At 73.3% G+C, this 17,062-nt stretch carries 13 protein-coding genes; 11 read left to right on the top strand and 2 right to left on the bottom strand.

The window, feature by feature from the left end:
- Positions 1-10: 10 nt before the first annotated feature.
- The gene (locus J7E94_RS22880) at positions 11-1,309 is read right to left on the bottom strand and encodes an MFS transporter (protein ID WP_374224484.1); all 1,299 of its coding nucleotides are present in this window, start codon (positions 1,307-1,309) and stop codon (positions 11-13) included.
- Between the two features lie 84 nt (positions 1,310-1,393).
- Here J7E94_RS22880 and J7E94_RS22875 point away from each other — a divergent pair, with 84 nt between their 5' ends.
- From J7E94_RS22875 to J7E94_RS22840, 8 genes are all read left to right on the top strand, one after another.
- Positions 1,394-2,359 (top strand): LysR family transcriptional regulator, encoded by a 966-nt coding sequence (locus J7E94_RS22875; RefSeq protein WP_215018362.1) that lies wholly within the window; start codon positions 1,394-1,396, stop codon positions 2,357-2,359.
- A gap of 97 nt (positions 2,360-2,456) precedes the next feature.
- Entirely contained in the window at positions 2,457-3,827 is a 1,371-nt protein-coding gene (locus J7E94_RS22870; RefSeq protein ID WP_215018360.1) for a NarK/NasA family nitrate transporter, read from the top strand.
- Positions 3,828-3,938: 111 nt separating this feature from the next.
- A complete protein-coding gene (locus J7E94_RS22865) occupies positions 3,939-5,114 on the top strand; it encodes a uroporphyrinogen-III synthase (protein ID WP_215018358.1) in 1,176 nt (391 codons plus the stop codon).
- A 52-nt stretch (positions 5,115-5,166) separates the two neighbouring features.
- Positions 5,167-5,694, top strand: coding sequence for a GNAT family N-acetyltransferase (locus J7E94_RS22860; RefSeq protein ID WP_215018418.1), 528 nt, complete (start codon positions 5,167-5,169; stop codon positions 5,692-5,694).
- A gap of 539 nt (positions 5,695-6,233) precedes the next feature.
- A complete protein-coding gene (locus J7E94_RS22855; RefSeq protein ID WP_215018356.1) occupies positions 6,234-6,794 on the top strand; it encodes an ABATE domain-containing protein in 561 nt (186 codons plus the stop codon).
- Positions 6,795-6,887: 93 nt separating this feature from the next.
- Positions 6,888-9,194 (top strand): UvrD-helicase domain-containing protein, encoded by a 2,307-nt coding sequence (locus tag J7E94_RS22850; RefSeq protein WP_215018354.1) that lies wholly within the window; start codon positions 6,888-6,890, stop codon positions 9,192-9,194.
- A 501-nt stretch (positions 9,195-9,695) separates the two neighbouring features.
- Positions 9,696-11,099 (top strand): NAD-dependent malic enzyme, encoded by a 1,404-nt coding sequence (locus tag J7E94_RS22845; protein WP_215018352.1) that lies wholly within the window; start codon positions 9,696-9,698, stop codon positions 11,097-11,099.
- A 350-nt stretch (positions 11,100-11,449) separates the two neighbouring features.
- The gene (locus J7E94_RS22840) at positions 11,450-11,731 is read left to right on the top strand and encodes an HU family DNA-binding protein (RefSeq protein WP_007264399.1); all 282 of its coding nucleotides are present in this window, start codon (positions 11,450-11,452) and stop codon (positions 11,729-11,731) included.
- Between the two features lie 333 nt (positions 11,732-12,064).
- On the opposite strand, the gene murA is transcribed toward J7E94_RS22840, so the two are convergent.
- Positions 12,065-13,408 carry a UDP-N-acetylglucosamine 1-carboxyvinyltransferase gene (gene murA, locus J7E94_RS22835; protein ID WP_215018350.1) on the bottom strand — a complete coding sequence of 448 codons (1,344 nt, stop codon included), beginning with the start codon at positions 13,406-13,408 and terminating at the stop codon, positions 12,065-12,067.
- Positions 13,409-13,671: 263 nt separating this feature from the next.
- On the opposite strand from murA, the gene J7E94_RS22830 reads away from it, so the two are divergent.
- The 3 genes from J7E94_RS22830 to J7E94_RS22820 all read left to right on the top strand — a co-directional run bounded on the left by J7E94_RS22830 (position 13,672) and on the right by J7E94_RS22820 (position 16,714).
- A complete protein-coding gene (locus J7E94_RS22830) occupies positions 13,672-14,232 on the top strand; it encodes a YqgE/AlgH family protein (RefSeq protein ID WP_215018348.1) in 561 nt (186 codons plus the stop codon).
- A 28-nt stretch (positions 14,233-14,260) separates the two neighbouring features.
- The gene (locus tag J7E94_RS22825) at positions 14,261-14,545 is read left to right on the top strand and encodes a DUF3039 domain-containing protein (protein ID WP_215018346.1); all 285 of its coding nucleotides are present in this window, start codon (positions 14,261-14,263) and stop codon (positions 14,543-14,545) included.
- A 528-nt stretch (positions 14,546-15,073) separates the two neighbouring features.
- Positions 15,074-16,714: a beta-N-acetylhexosaminidase gene (locus tag J7E94_RS22820; RefSeq protein WP_215018344.1), complete on the top strand. Its 1,641-nt coding sequence runs from the start codon at positions 15,074-15,076 to the stop codon at positions 16,712-16,714.
- Positions 16,715-17,062: the final 348 nt, after the last annotated feature.

Raw genomic sequence — 17,062 nt, 5'->3', positions numbered from 1 at the left:
GGGTGGGTCATCACTCGGCCGCCGGGTGAATCCGTCCGGTCGCGGCGGTCGTGAGGGCGAGCAGGGCGGCCGCTGCGGGGAGCAGGTAGGCCGTTGCGGGGCCGAGGTGGTCGACCGCCAGGCCTGCCGCGGCCGAGCCGGCCGCGATGCCCGCCAGGATGGCGGTGACCGCGAGGGTCATGCCCTCGTTGAGGCGGCCCTCGGGGGTGCGGGCGTGGACTCGGGACATCGCGGTGACCATCGTCGGCGCCGTGGCCATGCCGGCCAGCAGCAGGGTGGCGGCGAGGGCGGGCACGGAGCCGGTGGCCGCAGCGGCCCAGGGCAGGGTCATGAGGGCGGCCAGGGCGCACACGCAGGCCCGCAGCGAGCGGGGCCGCAAGGTGCCGTAGAGCAGGCCGGCGGCGCAGGAGCCCGCCGCCTGGAGGGCGAGGACCAGGCCGGAGGCGGCGCCCAGGCCGTGGGCGCCGAGGTAGGCGATCGAGGCGACCTCCATCGAGCCGAACACCAGGCCCAGGGTGAGGAACAGGGCGAGCAGCGGTCCCAGGGCGCGTACGGGCGAGCCGAGGCGGGCCGCCGCGGCCCGGGTCACGGGCGGCTCGGTGGCGCGCTGGGCGGTGAAGACCAGCATGCCGGTCAGGAACAGGGCCGCCCCCGCGAGGGTGCCGGCCTCGGGGAAGACGGCGGTGCACAGGAAGGCGGCCAGGACCGGGCCGAACATGTAGCACAGTTCGTCGGCGGCCTGCTCGAAGGACATCGCCGTGTGGTGGTCGGCCGGTGCGCCGCGCAGCAGGTGGGTCCAGCGGGCGCGGGACATGCCGCCGATGTTGGGGGTGGTGGCGGTCGCGGCGTATGAGGCGAAGAGGGTCCACGCGGGGGCCTGCGTACGGACGCACACGATCAGGGAGAGGGAGCCGAGGACCGCGACCAGGGTGGCCGGGACGGCGACCCGGGCCTGGCCGTGGCGGTCGACCAGCCGGGCGGTCCACGGTGCGACCAGCGCGGTGGCGGCCATGCCGGTCGCCGTGACCGCGCCGGCGAGGGCGTACGAGCCGCGCTGCCCGGCGATCATCATGACGGCGCTGACCGCGAACATGCCCATGGGGAGCCGGGCGAGCAGGTTCCCGGCAGTGAAGGCGCGGGTGCCGGGCAGGGCGAACAGGCGGCGGTACGGCCCGGGGGCGCGGCGCGCCGCCCGGCGGGCGGTACGGGCCGGGGCGGGCGGGGCGGTGATGACGAGGGTGCTGCCGGTGACGGTCATGCGGGGCGGCCGGGCGGCGGTCGTGGCGGCGGTCGTGGCGGTGGAGGGCATGGGGCAAGCCTCCGGCCCGGCCGCCGCCACCGTCCAACACCTGTTCGGGGCCCATTCACGCCTTTTGGTTGTTAGTCTCCCGGGGTGATATCCCGTGACGTGGAACCCCGGCTGCTGCGCGGATTCGTCGCCGCCGCCGAGGAACTGCACTTCACCCGCGCCGCCGCCCGCCTCTTCCTCGCCCAGCAGGCGCTGAGCCGCGACATCCGCCGCCTCGAACAGGCCCTGGGAGCCGCGCTGTTCGTACGGACCACCCGCGCCGTCGAGCTCACCGCCGACGGGGAGCGGCTGCTGCCGCTCGCCCGCCGGGTGCTGGCCGCGCACGAGGAGATGGCCACCGCCTTCACCGCCCCCCGGGCGCTGCTCGTCGACCTGAACACCGACGGCCCGAGCACCGGGCGCCGGGTGCTGGAGCGGGCCCGAGAACTCGCCCCCGGCCAGGAGCTGATGGCCCGCTTCGAGAGCGGGCTCACCCACGCCGCCGCCGAGATCGCCGCCGGACGCCTGGACGTGTCCTTCGGGTACGCCCAGGGGCTCGACCCGGCGCTGCGGGCCAAGCTCGCGCACCGGCCCGTACGGTACGAGCCGCTGGCCGTGCTGCTGCCCGAGGGGCATGCGCTGAGCGCGCTGGAGGCCGTACCGCTGGACGCGCTCGCCGGGGAGACCGTGTACGGCGGTGCCGGGAATCCGCGGACCCTGGAGTGGACCGGGCTGGCGCGCGAGCTGTTCGCCGGGCGGGGGATCGCGCTCGCGCCGCCCGCGCCGGTGGCGGTCGGCAAGGAGGAGTTCCGCCGGGTGATGGCCAAGACCCGCAATCCGGTGCTGGTCACCGTCGACTTCCTCGACATGCCCGGGTGCGTGAAGCGGCCGCTGACCGACCCCGTGCCGCTGTCCCCGCTGTCGATGGTGTGGCGCAAGGGCTTCGGCCACCCGGGGCTGGATGCGCTGCACGAGGCCGCCGCCGGGCTCACGGCTGAGTGCGGCTGGCTGGACGTGCCCCCGGGAAGCTGGCGCCCCGCCGCGCTCACACGCGGTCCCGGCGGCGGGTGAGACCAAGGTTTCCCGGCGGTCATCGGGCGGTGACCGAGGCCGAAACGCGCTGTTCCTACCGTCGTCACCACGGACGCGACAGCTGTGGAGGCGAGCGATGACCGGTACGACCGCACCGCGCAAGGGGGGCCGCTGGATCGAGCGGTGGGATCCCGAGGACGAGACGTTCTGGAAGGAGACGGGGGAGCGGACCGCCCGCCGCAACCTCCTCTACTCCGTGTTCTCCGAGCACATCGGGTTCTCCATCTGGTCGATGTGGTCCGTGATGGTCCTCTTCATGGGCCCGCAGTACGGGATCGACCCGGCCGGGAAGTTCTCCCTCATCGCGACCGCCACGCTGGTCGGTGCCGTGGTGCGGGTGCCGTACACCTTCGCCGTCGCCCGCTTCGGCGGCCGGAACTGGACCGTCGTCAGCGCCCTGCTGCTGCTCGCCCCCACCAGCGCCGCGCTGGTGGTCATGGAGCCCGGGACCTCGTACGGCACCTTCCTGGCCGTGGCCGCCCTGACCGGTGTCGGCGGCGGGAACTTCGCCTCGTCGATGACGAACATCAACGCCTTCTTCCCGCTCCGCAAGAAGGGCTGGGCGCTCGGGCTGAACGCGGGCGGCGGCAACATCGGGGTGCCGGTGGTGCAGCTCGCCGCGCTGCTGGTCATCGGCACCGCCGGAGCCGGACACCCGCGGCTGCTGCTCGGCGCGTACATCCCGCTGATCGTGGCCGCCGCGACCCTGGCCGCCCTGCGGATGGACAACCTGGCGCCCGTGCGCAACGACACCGGCGCGGTGCGCGAGGCGGTCCGCGAGCCGCACACCTGGATCATGGCCTTCCTCTACATCGGCACCTTCGGGTCGTTCATCGGCTACAGCTTCGCCTTCGGGCTGGTGCTCCAGACGCAGTTCGGCCGCACCCCGCTCCAGGCGGCCTCGCTGACCTTCATCGGGCCGCTGCTCGGCTCGCTGATCAGGCCGCTGGGCGGGGCGCTGGCGGACCGGTTCGGCGGGGCGCGGATCACCCTCGCCACCTTCGTGGCGATGGCCGCGGCGACCGGGGTCGTCGTCTTCGCCTCGGTCCGGGAGTCGCTGCCGGTGTTCCTCGTCGGGTTCGTGTCGCTGTTCGTCCTGAGCGGGCTCGGCAACGGCTCGACGTACAAGATGATCCCCGGCATCTTCCAGGCGAAGGCGCTGGCCCGCGGCATGAGCGGCGAGGACGCGGCCGCCTACGGGCGGCGGCTGTCCGGGGCCGCCATGGGCCTGATCGGCGCGGTGGGCGCGCTCGGCGGGCTCGGCATCAACCTCGTCTTCCGCGAGGCCTTCCTGAGCTCCGGGTCGGGGACGGCCGCCTTCGTGACCTTCCTCGGCTTCTACGCGGCGGCCTGCGGCGTGACGTGGGCGGTATACCTTCGCCGACCGGCCGTGATGATCGTCACGGAGCCCGGGGCGGCCGCGAAGCCGCAGCTCACCTCGGTGTAACCGCGCTTTACCGCGCCGAAACGCTGCGGAACCGAGCCTGACACGCCGACTTGGCAGGCTCGGTTCCGCTCCCGCGATGCGCTACGGACCCACTGGGCAAGGCAGGTCACCATGGACGAGGTCAGGAACACCGGTCGGAACACCGGTCGGGACACCGCCCCGCTCGCGGGCTACACCGTCGGGGTCACCGCCGCCCGCCGCGCCGACGAGCTGATCGCGCTGCTGCGCCGCCGCGGGGCCGCCGTACTGCACGCACCCGCGCTGCGGATCGTGCCGCTGGCCGACGACAGCGAGCTGCTCGCCGCCACCAAGGAGCTGATCGGCTGCGCTCCCGACGCGGTGGTCGCCACCACCGCCATCGGGTTCCGCGGATGGATCGAGGCCGCCGACGGCTGGGGCATCGGCGAGGAGCTGCTGGAACGGCTGCGGTCCGCCGAACTGCTCGCGCGCGGCCCGAAGGTGAAGGGCGCGATCCGCGCCGCCGGGCTGGTGGAGGACTGGTCCCCCGATTCGGAATCCCTCGCGGAGGTACTGGAACGGCTGCTGGCGGCCGGGGTGGCTGGGCGGCGGATCGCGCTCCAGCTGCACGGGGAGCCGCTGCCCGGGTTCGTCGAGGCATTGCGGGCCGGCGGGGCGGAGGTGGTGGTCGTCCCGGTGTACCGGTGGATGGCGCCGGAGGACCTCGGCCCGCTGGACCGGCTGCTGGACGCGGTGGTCGGCGGCGGAGTGGACGCGGTCAGCTTCACCTCGGCCCCGGCGGCGGCCTCGCTGCTGTCCCGGGCCGAGGATCGCGGCGTACGGGAGCCCGTGCTGGAGGCGCTGCGCGGCGGGGTGCTCTCCGCGTGCGTGGGCCCGGTGACGGCGCTGCCGTTGCAGGCCCACGGGGTGGACACGGTGCAGCCGGAGCGGTTCCGGCTGGGCCCGCTGGTGCAGCTGCTCTGCCAGGAGCTGCCGGGCCGGGCACGGGTGCTGCCGGTGGCCGGGCACCGGGTGGAGATCCGGGGGCACGCGGTGCTGGTGGACGCGGAGCTGCGGCCGGTGCCGCCGGCCGGGATGGCCCTGCTGCGTGTGCTGGCCCGGCGGCCGGGCTGGGTGGTCTCGCGGGCGGACCTGCTGCGGGCGCTGCCGGGGGCGGGGCGCGACGAGCACGCCGTCGAAACGGCGATGGCCCGGCTCCGGGCCGCGCTGGGGGCGCCGAAGCTGATCCAGACGGTGGTCAAGCGGGGGTACCGGCTGTCGCTGGACGCGGGCGGAGAGGGCAAGTACGGGGGCGCTCCGCTTGGTTGAGCCGGTGGGGGCGGGCCGCTAGCGTGCTCGGGTGATCATTGACGGGGTGGAGATGAGGGGCATCGCACTCGACGATGCCGCCGCGCTGGCCGAGGCGTTCGCGCGCAACCGGGCGTACATGGCCCCCTTCGAGCCGGTGCGGCCGGAGGCCTACTACACGGAGCGGGGGCAGCGGGCGCGCATCGCGGGGCTGCTCGGGGAGCGGGACGGGGGGCGGCTGGTCCCGTACGTGTTCGCCGAGACGGCGACCGGCGCGATCGTCGGCGCGATCAACCTCGGCTCGATCGAGCTCGGGCCGCTGTGCAGCGGGGGCGTGGGCTACTGGGTCGACCAGGCCTGGAACGGGAAGGGGCTGGCCACCGCGGCCGTGGAGGAGGTGTGCCGGGTCGCCCGCGACGAGGTGGGCCTCCACCGGGTGGAGGCAGGCACCCTGCTGGACAACTGGGCGTCGCAGCGGGTGCTGGCGAAGGCGGGCTTCGAGCCGTACGGCGTCGCGCCGCGCTACCTCCACATCAACGGCGCCTGGCGGGACCACCGCCTGTTCCAGCGCCTCCTCCACGACACACCCCCACCGGCTTAACCGGGGCCCCGCCACCGGGGGTTCCGCCCCAAGCCCCGCGCCTCAAACGCCGGCGGGGCTGGCTGTGGCCGCCGTTGAGGCTTCCCTGCGGTCCGTGTGTTGGGGCTCCGCGCCAAGCCCCGCGCCTCAATCGCCGGCGGGGCTGGAGTTGCCCTGCGGGCAACCCAGCCGCGCCAGGCGGACGGCAGGCCACATCGAGTTCGGCGAGGCGGAAATTGCATGGCGGACGGCAGCAGCCACATCCAGCCTCGCCGGCGTTTGAGGCGCGGGGTCTGGGGCGGAGCCCCAGGTCTTTGAGGCGCGCCGGCGAACGGGGGGCGGAGTCCGGGGCGGAGCCCGGCGGGGTCTGGGGCGGAGCCCCCGGGGAACGGGGCGGAGCCCCCGGGGAACGGGGGAAGGGCGGGGTGGGGAAGGGCTCCGCGCGGCGGGAGCGGCAGCGGCTGGGGCGGGACCCCCGGAGGGACCGGTCCGGGGGGTTCCGCTGCGGCGCAGCGGGCGGCACTCTGGTGGGGCGCCCCCCAACCGAGGCGGTGACGGGCATGCGGTTCGACTCCGGGCGGGTCTGCCTGGACCTGGTGGCCACATTCACCCCCCACGAGGGGATCCGGGACGGCGACGAGCTACGGCTGTGGCTCGCCGGGGCCGGGCTGGTGCCCGACCGGACGCCGCTCGCCCGGGTCGGCCCGGACTGGGTCGCGGCCTTCCGGGCCCTGCGCGCCGATGTGGAGGTCCTCGTACGGGCGGAGCTGGACGGGACCGATCCCGACGAAGCGGCCCTCGCCCGGGTCAACGTACTGGCCGCCGGACCACCCCCGGGCCTGTGTGCCGTACGGGACCAGGAAGGCCACCTCGTACGGGAGTTGTGCGGCGGCGTCGAGTGCGGCGCACTGCTCGCGGCCGTCGCCCGGGACGCCGTCGAGATGCTGACCGACCCCGGTGAACGGGCCCTCCTGCGTGCCTGCGAGGGCGACCGCTGCACCCGCGTCTACCTGGACACTTCCCGCGGCCACCGCCGCCGCTGGTGCTCCAGCGAGCTCTGCGGCAACCGCGAGCGCGTCGCCCGGCACCGGCGCCGGGCCCTCGCCGCCGGTCCCGCGTAGCTCCCCGCGGGACGGTTCCGGAACGGGCGTGCGGACAGGGTGCCGTTTCGCGTACGGTTGACGGTCGCCCATGCACGTCAGAAGGGGGCCTTGGTGGCCGCGCAGAATGCCGCTGTCGACAGCACGGCGGATTCCGTCCGAGATCGGGAGATCGCGGTCGAGCAGACGCATCTCGACCGGGTGTACCGACGCCTCGAGGAGAAGATCCACGAGGCCGAGTTCCTGATGAACGACGCCGCCAAGCGCGGGCAGGTCGGCACGCCCGGCGCCCTCGCCGAGCGCGACGCGCAGGTCTTCCGGGCGGGCATCCACCTGAACCGGCTGAACAACGAGTTCGAGGACTTCCTCTTCGGCCGGGTCGACCTGGTGCTGGGGAAGGACGGGGAGCGCGGCGCGGACGGCGCCTACACCTCCGTCGAGCCCGCCGACGACGCCATCCGCGCCGATCTGACCGCGGACATCGCCGAGACCCTGCACATCGGGCGCATCGGCGTGCTCGACGCCGACTACTCGCCCCTGGTCATCGACTGGCGCGCGCCCGCCGCCGCGCCGTTCTACCGCTCCACGCCCAAGGACCCCGGCCGCGTCGTGCGCCGCCGCGTCATCCGCTCCAAGGGCCGCAAGGTGCTCGGCGTCGAGGACGACCTGATGCGCCCCGAGGTCACCGCCTTCCTGGACGGTACGGAGCTCCCCGCCATCGGCGACGGCGCCCTGATGGCCGCGCTCGGCCGGGCCCGTACGCACTCCATGCGGGACATCGTCTCCTCCATCCAGGCCGAGCAGGACCTGGTCATCCGGGCCCCCGCCGCCTCCGTCGCCGAGGTCGCCGGCGGCCCCGGCACGGGGAAGACCGCCGTCGCCCTGCACCGCGCCGCCTACCTGCTCTACCAGGACCGGCGCCGCTACTCCGGCGGCATCCTGATCGTCTCCCCGACCCCGCTGCTCGTGGCGTACACCGAGGGCGTGCTGCCCTCCCTCGGCGAGGAGGGCCAGGTCGCCATCCGGGCGCTCGGCTCGCTGGTCGACGGCGCGGAGGCGACCACGTACGACGATCCGGCCGTGGCCCGCGTCAAGGGCTCCTCGCGGATGCTCAAGGTGCTGCGCAAGGCCGTCAGGGGCGCCCTGGAGCTCGGCAACGCCCCCGACCGCCTGCGCGTGGTCGCCTTCGGCCGCCGCCAGGAGCTGGAGGCCGGCGAGCTGAACCGGATCCGGCAGAACGTCCTCAGCGGCACCGCCCCCGTCAACCTGCTGCGCCCGCGCGCCCGCAAGCTGCTGCTCGACGCCCTCTACGCGAAATCCGGCGGCGCCGGCCGGCACAGCGACCCCGAGCTGGCCGCCGAGCTGCGCTCCGCCTTCGACGAGGACATCTCCACCGAGGACGCCTTCATCGGCTTCCTGAACGCCTGGTGGCCCGAGCTGACCCCGCGCGCGGTGCTGGCCGCGATGGCCGACGAGCGCAAGCTCGGCCGCTGGTCGCGCCGGGACCTGAACCCGCGCGAGACCCGCATGCTGGCCCGCTCGCTGCGCCGGGTCGGCCCGGACGGCAAGGGCCCCCTGTCGGTGCACGACGTCGCGCTGCTGGACGAGCTCCAGCAGCTGCTCGGCGCCCCGGCGCGGCCCAAGCGCAAGCGGGAGATGGACCCGTTGGACCAGCTCAGCGGGCTGGAGGAGCTGATGCCGACCCGCGAGGAGACCCAGTGGGAGCGGGCCGAGCGGCTCGCGGCGGAGCGCACCGAGTACGCGCACGTCATCGTCGACGAGGCCCAGGACCTGACGCCGATGCAGTGGCGGATGGTGGGCCGCCGGGGCCGGACGGGCACCTGGACGGTGGTCGGCGACCCGGCGCAGTCCTCGTGGACCGACCCCGAGGAGGCGGCCGCGGCCCGCGACGAGGCCCTGGGGTCCCGGCCGCGCCGGCGGTTCACGCTGACGGTGAACTACCGCAACCCGGCGGAGGTCGCCGAGGTCGCCTCCCGGGTGCTGCGCCTGGCGATGCCCGGCATGGAGCCGCCGTCGGCGGTGCGCTCCACGGGCCTGGAGCCCCGTTTCACGGCCGCTGAGGGCGATCTGGGCGCGGCGGTGCGGGAGGAGACCCGCAGGCTGCTGGAGCAGGTGGACGGCACGGTCGGCGTGGTCGTGGCCATGGACCGGCGCGCGGAGGCGGCGGGCTGGCTCGCCGACCTCGGCGAGCGGGCGGTGGCGCTGGGCAGCCTGGAGGCCAAGGGCCTGGAGTACGACGCCACGGTGGTCGTCTCCCCGGCGGAGATCGCGGACGAGTCCCCGGCGGGCCTGCGGGTGCTGTACGTGGCGCTGACGCGCGCGACGCAGCAGCTGACGGTGGTCTCGGCGAACCGGGACAAGCCCTACGCGGACGGGGTGCCCGAGCTGCTGCTGCCGTAGCGCACCGGGCGCGGACCGGGCCGCGCCCGGGCCGGAACCGCGCCCGGGCCGGAACCGCGCCCGGGCCCGGACCGGGCCGCGCAGGGCCGTATGGTCCGCGGCCAGGCGCGTGGTGCCGTGAACGGACTTCGAGCACGGGGATGACATCGGGCGATCCTTTGTTAGCCTGGGTACGGCACCGACTCGATCCAAGCCCCCGGGCCCAACCTTCGTCGCCTAGAGCGACCACTTGCCGCGAGGCGAGCATGGCGGGTCGGTGTCACTAGTCAATCAACAGGTCCGCGCCCTCCCCAGTGGAGGGCGCGGACCTGTTTTGTATGGACCCACCATTCCGAACCCTCCTGGTATCTCGTATGGTGGAAGAGTCTTTCCGAAATTTGTAGCTGGTTACCTTGTACCGGCTGGTAGGTGGGACGATCGGACAACAGGTCCTGCCACACCTGCCGTGTGCCGGGCCCTGTGCGTACAAGCGAAAACCAGGGACAGAAGAGGAACACGGCCATGGCAACGGCGCCCAGCGTCTCGTATTCGATGACGGTCCGCCTGGAAGTGCCCGCGAGCGGAACCGCGGTCTCCCAGCTCACCACTGCCGTGGAGTCCTCCGGTGGTTCGGTCACCGGCCTCGACGTGACCGCCTCCGGCCACGAGAAGCTCCGGATCGACGTCACCATCGCCGCGACCTCCACCGCGCACGCGGACGAGATCGTCGAGAAGCTGCGCGGGATCGAGGGCGTCAGCCTCGGCAAGGTCTCCGACCGCACCTTCCTGATGCACCTCGGCGGCAAGATCGAGATGGCGTCCAAGCACCCCATCCGCAACCGCGACGACCTCTCGATGATCTACACCCCGGGCGTGGCCCGCGTGTGCATGGCGATCGCCGAGAACCCCGAGGACGCCCGCCGCCTCACCATCAAGCGCAACTCCGTCGCAGTCGTGACGGACGGCTCCGCCGTGCTGGGCCTGGGCAACATCGGCCCGATGGCCGCGCTGCCCGTCATGGAGGGCAAGGCGGCCCTCTTCAAGCGCTTCGCCGGCATCGACGCCTGGCCGATCTGCCTCGACACCCAGGACAGTGACGAGATCGTCGCCATCGTCAAGGCGATCGCCCCCGGCTTCGCCGGCATCAACCTCGAGGACATCTCCGCGCCCCGCTGCTTCGAGATCGAGGCCCGCCTGCGCGAGGCCCTCGACATCCCCGTCTTCCACGACGACCAGCACGGCACCGCGATCGTCGTCCTGGCCGCCCTCACCAACGCACTTCGCGTCGTGGGCAAGGCAGTTGGCGACGTCAAGGTCGTCATGTCGGGTGCCGGCGCGGCCGGTACGGCCATCCTCAAGCTGCTCCTCGCGGCGGGCGTCAAGAACGCGGTCAGCGCCGACATCCACGGTGTCGTGCACGCGGGCCGCCCCGACCTCGTCGACGCGCACGAGGACTCCCCGCTGCGCTGGATCGCCGACAACACCAACCCCGAGGGCTACACGGGCACTTTGAAGGAGGCCGTGGTCGGCGCCGACGTCTTCATCGGCGTCTCGGCCCCCAACGTGCTCTCCGGCGAGGACGTGGCGGCCATGGCCGAAGGCGCGATCGTGTTCGCGCTCGCGAACCCGGACCCCGAGGTGGACCCGGCCGTCGCCCGCCAGACCGCCGCCGTCGTGGCCACCGGCCGCTCCGACTTCCCGAACCAGATCAACAACGTGCTGGTCTTCCCGGGCGTCTTCCGCGGCCTGCTGGACGCCCAGTCCCGCACCGTGAACACCGACATGATGCTGGCCGCCGCGACCGCCCTGGCCGACGTCGTCGGCGAGGACGAGCTGAACGCGAACTACATCATCCCGTCGGTGTTCAACGACAAGGTCGCGGGTGCGGTCGCGGGCGCCGTCCGCAAGGCCGCCACGGCCGGGTGACGGCCGGGTCACGACCGCTGTGACCGCCCTCACGGCCCGCTGATACCGGCGCGTCGCGAGATGCGGCCCGGTGGGCCGCCTCTAGGGTTGCGGGGATGCCCGCGAGGTCCGCGGTCCGCACCGGCGCGTGAGCGAAGGCGTGGACGGAGCGTCACCGCGGCGTGACTGTGGCGCTTTTCGTGTGACCCCGGCGGGTGCCGGATTGGCTTTCCCGCCGCTGGTGGGGGCAGGATGCGTAACCGGGCGAGAGGGTCTGACGTTCAGACCCGGGTCCGGGGACTGTCCGAGGGCCCTGGCAGCATCGGCTTCGATCTCACGCCTCTAAGGCAAGTTGAACACGGGAGTACAACATGAACCGCAGTGAGCTGGTGGCCGCTCTGTCCGAGCGCGCCGAGGTGACCCGCAAGGACGCCGACGCCGTTCTGGCCGCGCTCGCCGAGACCGTCGGCGAGATTGTCGCCAAGGGCGACGAGAAGGTCACCATCCCCGGCTTCCTGACCTTCGAGCGCACCCACCGTGCCGCTCGCACCGCGCGCAACCCGCAGACCGGCGACCCCATCCAGATCCCGGCCGGCTACAGCGTGAAGGTCTCCGCGGGCTCCAAGCTCAAGGAAGCCGCCAAGGGCAAGTAGTCCTGCCCCGGCGCCGAAGGCCGCACAGGCCTTTGGAACGGCAGTAGTGCGCAAGTAGTGCGCAGTAGTACGCAGAACGGCGAAGGGCGGCCACCCCGGGCGGGGCGGCCGCCCTTCGGCGTGTTCCCGGCCTGGCTCCCTGGTCCCCGCCTGGTCGCCGCCTGTTCCCGGTGCCCACGCGGCGCCTGAGGGCCCGCCAGGGCCCGCACAGGGCCCGCACAGGGCCCGCACAGGGCCCGCCGGGGGACGGGAAAGCCCCCCGGGCCCTGTGCGGGGCCCGGGGGGCTTCGGCGTGCGCGGTGCACGCGGCGTACGCGACGCGCGCGGTACGGCTCAGGCGAGGTCGCCGCCCGGGAGTTCGACCTTCGCGCCGAGCTCCACGAGCTTCTCCATGAAGTTCTCGTAGCCGCGGTTGATCAGGTCGATGCCGTGGACCCGCGAGGTGCCCTCGGCCGCCAGCGCCGCGATCAGATACGAGAACCCGCCGCGCAGGTCGGGGATGACCAGGTCGGCGCCCTGGAGCTTGGTGGGGCCCGAGACGACCGCCGAGTGGAGGAAGTTGCGCTGGCCGAAACGGCAGGCGCTGCCGCCCAGGCACTCGCGGTACAGCTGGATGTGGGCACCCATCTGGTTGAGCGCCGAGGTGAAGCCGAGCCGGGACTCGTAGACCGTCTCGTGGACGATCGAGAGGCCGGTCGCCTGCGTCAGGGCCACCACGAGGGGCTGCTGCCAGTCGGTCTGGAAGCCGGGGTGGACGTCCGTCTCCAGCGCGATGGCCTTGAGCGGGCCGCCCGGGTGCCAGAAGCGGATGCCGTTGTCGTCGATCTCGAACGCCCCGCCGACGCGGCGGAAGGTGTTCAGGAACGTCATCATCGAGCGCTGCTGCGCGCCGCGCACGTAGATGTTGCCGCCGGTCGCCAGGGCCGCGGACGCCCAGGAGGCGGCCTCCAGGCGGTCCGGGAGCGCCTTGTGGTTGTAGCCGCCCAGGCGGTCCACACCCGTGATCCGGATGGTCCGGTCGGTGTCGACGGAGATGATCGCGCCCATCTTCTGCAGGACGCAGATGAGGTCCTCGATCTCCGGCTCCACCGCGGCGTTGCTGAGCTCGGTGACGCCCTCGGCCAGGACGGCCGTCAGCAGCACCTGCTCGGTCGAGCCGACCGACGGGTAGGGGAGGCGGATCTTGCAGCCGCGCAGGCGCTGCGGGGCCTCCAGGTACTGGCCGCCCTCGCGCTTCTCGATGGTCGCGCCGAACTGGCGGAGCACGTCGAAGTGGAAGTCGATCGGCCGGCCGCCGATGTCGCAGCCGCCCAGGCCCGGGATGAAGGCGTGGCCGAGGCGGTGCAGCAGCGGACCGCAGAACAGGATCGGGATGCGCGACGAGCCCGCGTGGGCGTCGATGTCGGCGACGTTCGCGCTCTCGACGTGCGTGGGGTCGAGGATCAGCTCGCCCGGCTCCTCGCCGGGGCGGACCGTCACCCCGTGCAGCTGGAGCAGCCCGCGGACGACGCGCACGTCGCGGATGTCGGGAACGTTGCGCAGCCGGCTGGGTTCGCTGCCGAGCAGAGCGGCGACCATGGCCTTGGGCACGAGGTTCTTCGCACCGCGGACCCGGATCTCGCCCTCGAGCGGGGTGCCGCCGTGGACAAGCAGTACATCGTCACTGATGCCGGTCATGAATCTCGCGTTCCGGAGAGGGATGGGCAGGGGACCAGAGGAAAGGGTAAGGGCCATCCCCCCCTTGTTCGTAAGGCCGACGCGGCCGTAGGACTGTCATGAATTAGCCACAGCACCCTGTGTGTCCGCCAAGTGGCGGAGTGTCGCGTTCCGTCCGCGATGAGCGTGCGCGCTCCTTCCTGCTGCCGTGCGCCCTGAGCTGCGTGCGATCCGATCTCTCCGCCCGCTCCCCGCAAAGGGCGAATGTGCGGGATCATGGCGGCATGACCGAGGTGTCCTCCCTCACAGGGCGGCTGCTCGTGGCCACCCCCCGCCTCGCGGATCCGAATTTCGACCGCGCGGTGGTGCTCCTGCTCGACCACGACGAGCAGGGCTCGCTCGGCGTGGTCCTCAACCGGCCGACCCCCGTCGGGGTCGGCGACGTCCTGCTGCCCTGGGCCCCCCTGGCCGGCGACCCGGGCGTGGTCTTCCAGGGCGGGCCGGTGGCGCTCGACTCGGCCCTGGGGGTGGCGGTCATCCCGGGCGAGGAGGGCCCACTCGGCTGGCGCCGGGTGCACGGGGCCATCGGCCTCGTCGACCTGGAGGCCCGGCCCGAGCTGCTGGCCGCCGCCCTGGGATCGCTGCGCATCTTCGCGGGCTACTCGGGCTGGGGCCCGGGCCAGCTGGAGGACGAGCTGGGCGACGGAGCCTGGTACGTCGTGGAATCCGAGCCCGGCGACGTGTCCTTCCCGGACCCGGAGCGCCTGTGGCGGGCGGTGCTGCGCCGCCAGCGCAGTGATCTCGCGATGGTCGCCACCTATCCGGACGACCCGTCGCTCAACTGACCCGGGCGGGGGTCGGTACCCTGGTCCCATGAGCACTCTTGAGCCCGAGCGCGGGACTGGCACGGGGACCCTCGTAGAGCCGACGCCGCAGGTGTCGCACGGTGACGGCGACCACGAGCGCTTCGCCCACTACGTCCAGAAGGACAAGATCATGGCGAGCGCCCTCGACGGGACCCCCGTCGTCGCGCTCTGCGGCAAGGTCTGGGTACCGGGCCGCGACCCGAAGAAGTACCCGGTCTGCCCCATGTGCAAGGAGATCTACGAGTCCATGGGCCCCGGCGGGGACAAGGACAAGGGCGGCAAGGACAATTGACGATCCTCGTCCTCATCCCATGAGGACGATTCCCTTCGGCTCGCGCGGGCGGGCTTCGGGGCTTCACGCATCCGCCTCCGGCCGGCGGCCGGGACTTGCACCTTGCGGGTGCTGCGCGTGCTGTTGATGTCCGAGCCGCCCGTCCGGCGGGCTCGGGCCTCGATTTCCATCGACGCGTTGTGGTCGGCGTCGTCCTCGTACCCGCAGCGGGGGAGTGGTCTCGGTGGACACGAAAGAGCGCGCGCGTATGGCCCCACCGGGTCAGCACCTCCTCCTGAACCCCGGCGGGGTACGCGCGTTACTTGCGGAATCGCAAAGGGCAGACGTTGCGCATGCGGTCGTCGCTCATGTCACTTTCTTGACGAAATACCGGTGCAACGGGGCTTTCGGCCTTGTCCTGTGTGACCGAAGCCCCCATGCGCGCAGAGGCGCGTCCCGGGGTTTTTCGCGTATGAGGGTCGGCGCCACGGGCACTCTGTGGAACGGACGTTGCGCAGGGCACAACAGGCTGCTGTGAAGGGCTGACGCATGGACCTGATCCCCGCACCCCAGGTTGCCGTCTTCGACGAGGGCGGGCGCCGCTACGCATTCGGCCCCGAGCCGCTCCTCGGGGCCGGTCCCGGCACGGAGGGCGTGGCGCGCCTGCTGCGCCGGGAGCTGGGCGCGGCCACCGGCTGGAGCCTGCCGGCCGCCGGGCCCGGCGCGGCCGCGGACGTGAGGCTCCGCCTGGATCCCGAGTGCGGGGAGCGGATGGGGCACGAGTCGTACGGGATCACCGTCGACGGGACGGGCGTGGAACTGGCCGGCGCGAGCCCGGCCGGGCTGTTCTGGGGCCTCCAGACGCTGCGTCAGCTGCTGGGGCCGGACGCGTACCGCAAGGCGCCGCTGCCCGGACGGGCGTGGAGCCTGCCCCATGGGCGGATCGCCGACAGCCCGCGGTTCGGGTGGCGCGGGCTGATGCTCGACGTCGCCCGGCACTTCCTGCCCAAGGACGGGGTGCTGCGCTACATCGACCTGCTCGCCGCGCACAAGCTCAACGTCCTGCACCTGCACCTGACGGACGACCAGGGCTGGCGGGTCGAGATCAAGCGCCACCCGCGGCTGACCGGCGTCGGCGCGTGGCGGGCGCGCAGCCGGCGGGGGCACCGGGCCTCGCCCCTGTGGAACGAGACCCCGCACGGCGGCTACTACACGCAGGACGACATCCGCGAGATCGTCGCGTACGCCGCCGAGCGGCACGTCCGGGTCGTCCCGGAGATCGACGTACCGGGGCATTCCCAGGCCGCGATCGCCGCGTACCCGGAGCTGGGGAACACGGACGTCGTCGACACCTCGGCGCTGGAGGTGTGGGACGACTGGGGGATCAACGAGAACGTGCTCGCGCCCACGGAGGCCGTGGTCCGGTTCTACGAGGGCGTCTTCGAGGAGCTGCTGGAGCTGTTCCCCGCCGAGGTCTCCCCCTTCGTGCACGTGGGCGGGGACGAGTGCCCCAAGGAGCAGTGGAAGGCCTCCGCGGTCGCGCAGGAGCGGATCCGCGAGCTGGGGGTGGACGGCGAGGACGGGCTGCAGTCCTGGTTCATCCGGCACTTCGACACCTGGCTCGCCGAGCGCGGGCGGCGGCTGATCGGGTGGGACGAGATCCTGGAGGGAGGGCTCGCGCCGGGGGCGGCCGTGTCCTCGTGGCGCGGCTACGCGGGCGGGATCGCGGCCGCCGAGGCCGGGCACGACGTGGTGATGTGCCCCGAGCAGCAGGTGTACCTGGACCACCGTCAGGCGGGCGGCGCGGAGGAGCCGGTGCCGATCGGGTACGTGCGCTCGCTGGAGGATGTGTACCGCTTTGAGCCGATACCGCCGAAGTTGTCGGCGGAGGCGGCGGCCCATGTGCTGGGCGCGCAGGCCAACATGTGGACCGAGGTGACGGAGGACCAGGCGCGGGTCGACTACCAGGTGTTCCCGCGGCTCGCGGCCTTCGCGGAGGTGGTGTGGTCACGGCTGCCGGAGCCGGAGGAGCGCGACTTCGCCTGGTTCGAGGGCCGGATGGCGGCGGCGCACTACGGCCGGCTGGACGCGCTCGGGGTCGGCTACCGGCCGCCGGGCGGCCCGCTGCCGTGGCAGCGGCGGCCGGGGGTGCTGGGGCGGCCGGCCGAGGGCGCGCCCCCGAACGTGTGACAGGGCGCCGGGGGCGAAGGGAAGCGGAACTCTGGCTGTATTTCTGGTGATACGGGGAAAAACGGTCAGTCGGGGGAGTGGGGCGGAGCGCGGCCGGGGCGTGGCCGGGGCGCGGGTGGCGCCCGGGTGGCGCCCGGGCGCTGAGGGGGCGTTGCGGGGGCTTTGCGGGGGTGGGTGCCGGCCGGGCGGCGGGCGCCGGTGAGGCGGCGTCCGCGGCCCCCTGGAGTGCCGGGCTCCACGAGGGGGGCGCCCGGTCGACCCTCGCGCCGGACGTCCGCGAAGATGTGCCAGAGTTGCCACCTCCCGGCGGTGAGCACGTACCGTACGGCGGACAGGCGTGAGCGCCGG

Source organism: Streptomyces sp. ISL-94 (genome assembly GCF_018614075.1).
Lineage (GTDB): Bacteria > Actinomycetota > Actinomycetes > Streptomycetales > Streptomycetaceae > Streptomyces.
This window is presented reverse-complemented; position numbering and strand designations above follow the sequence as displayed.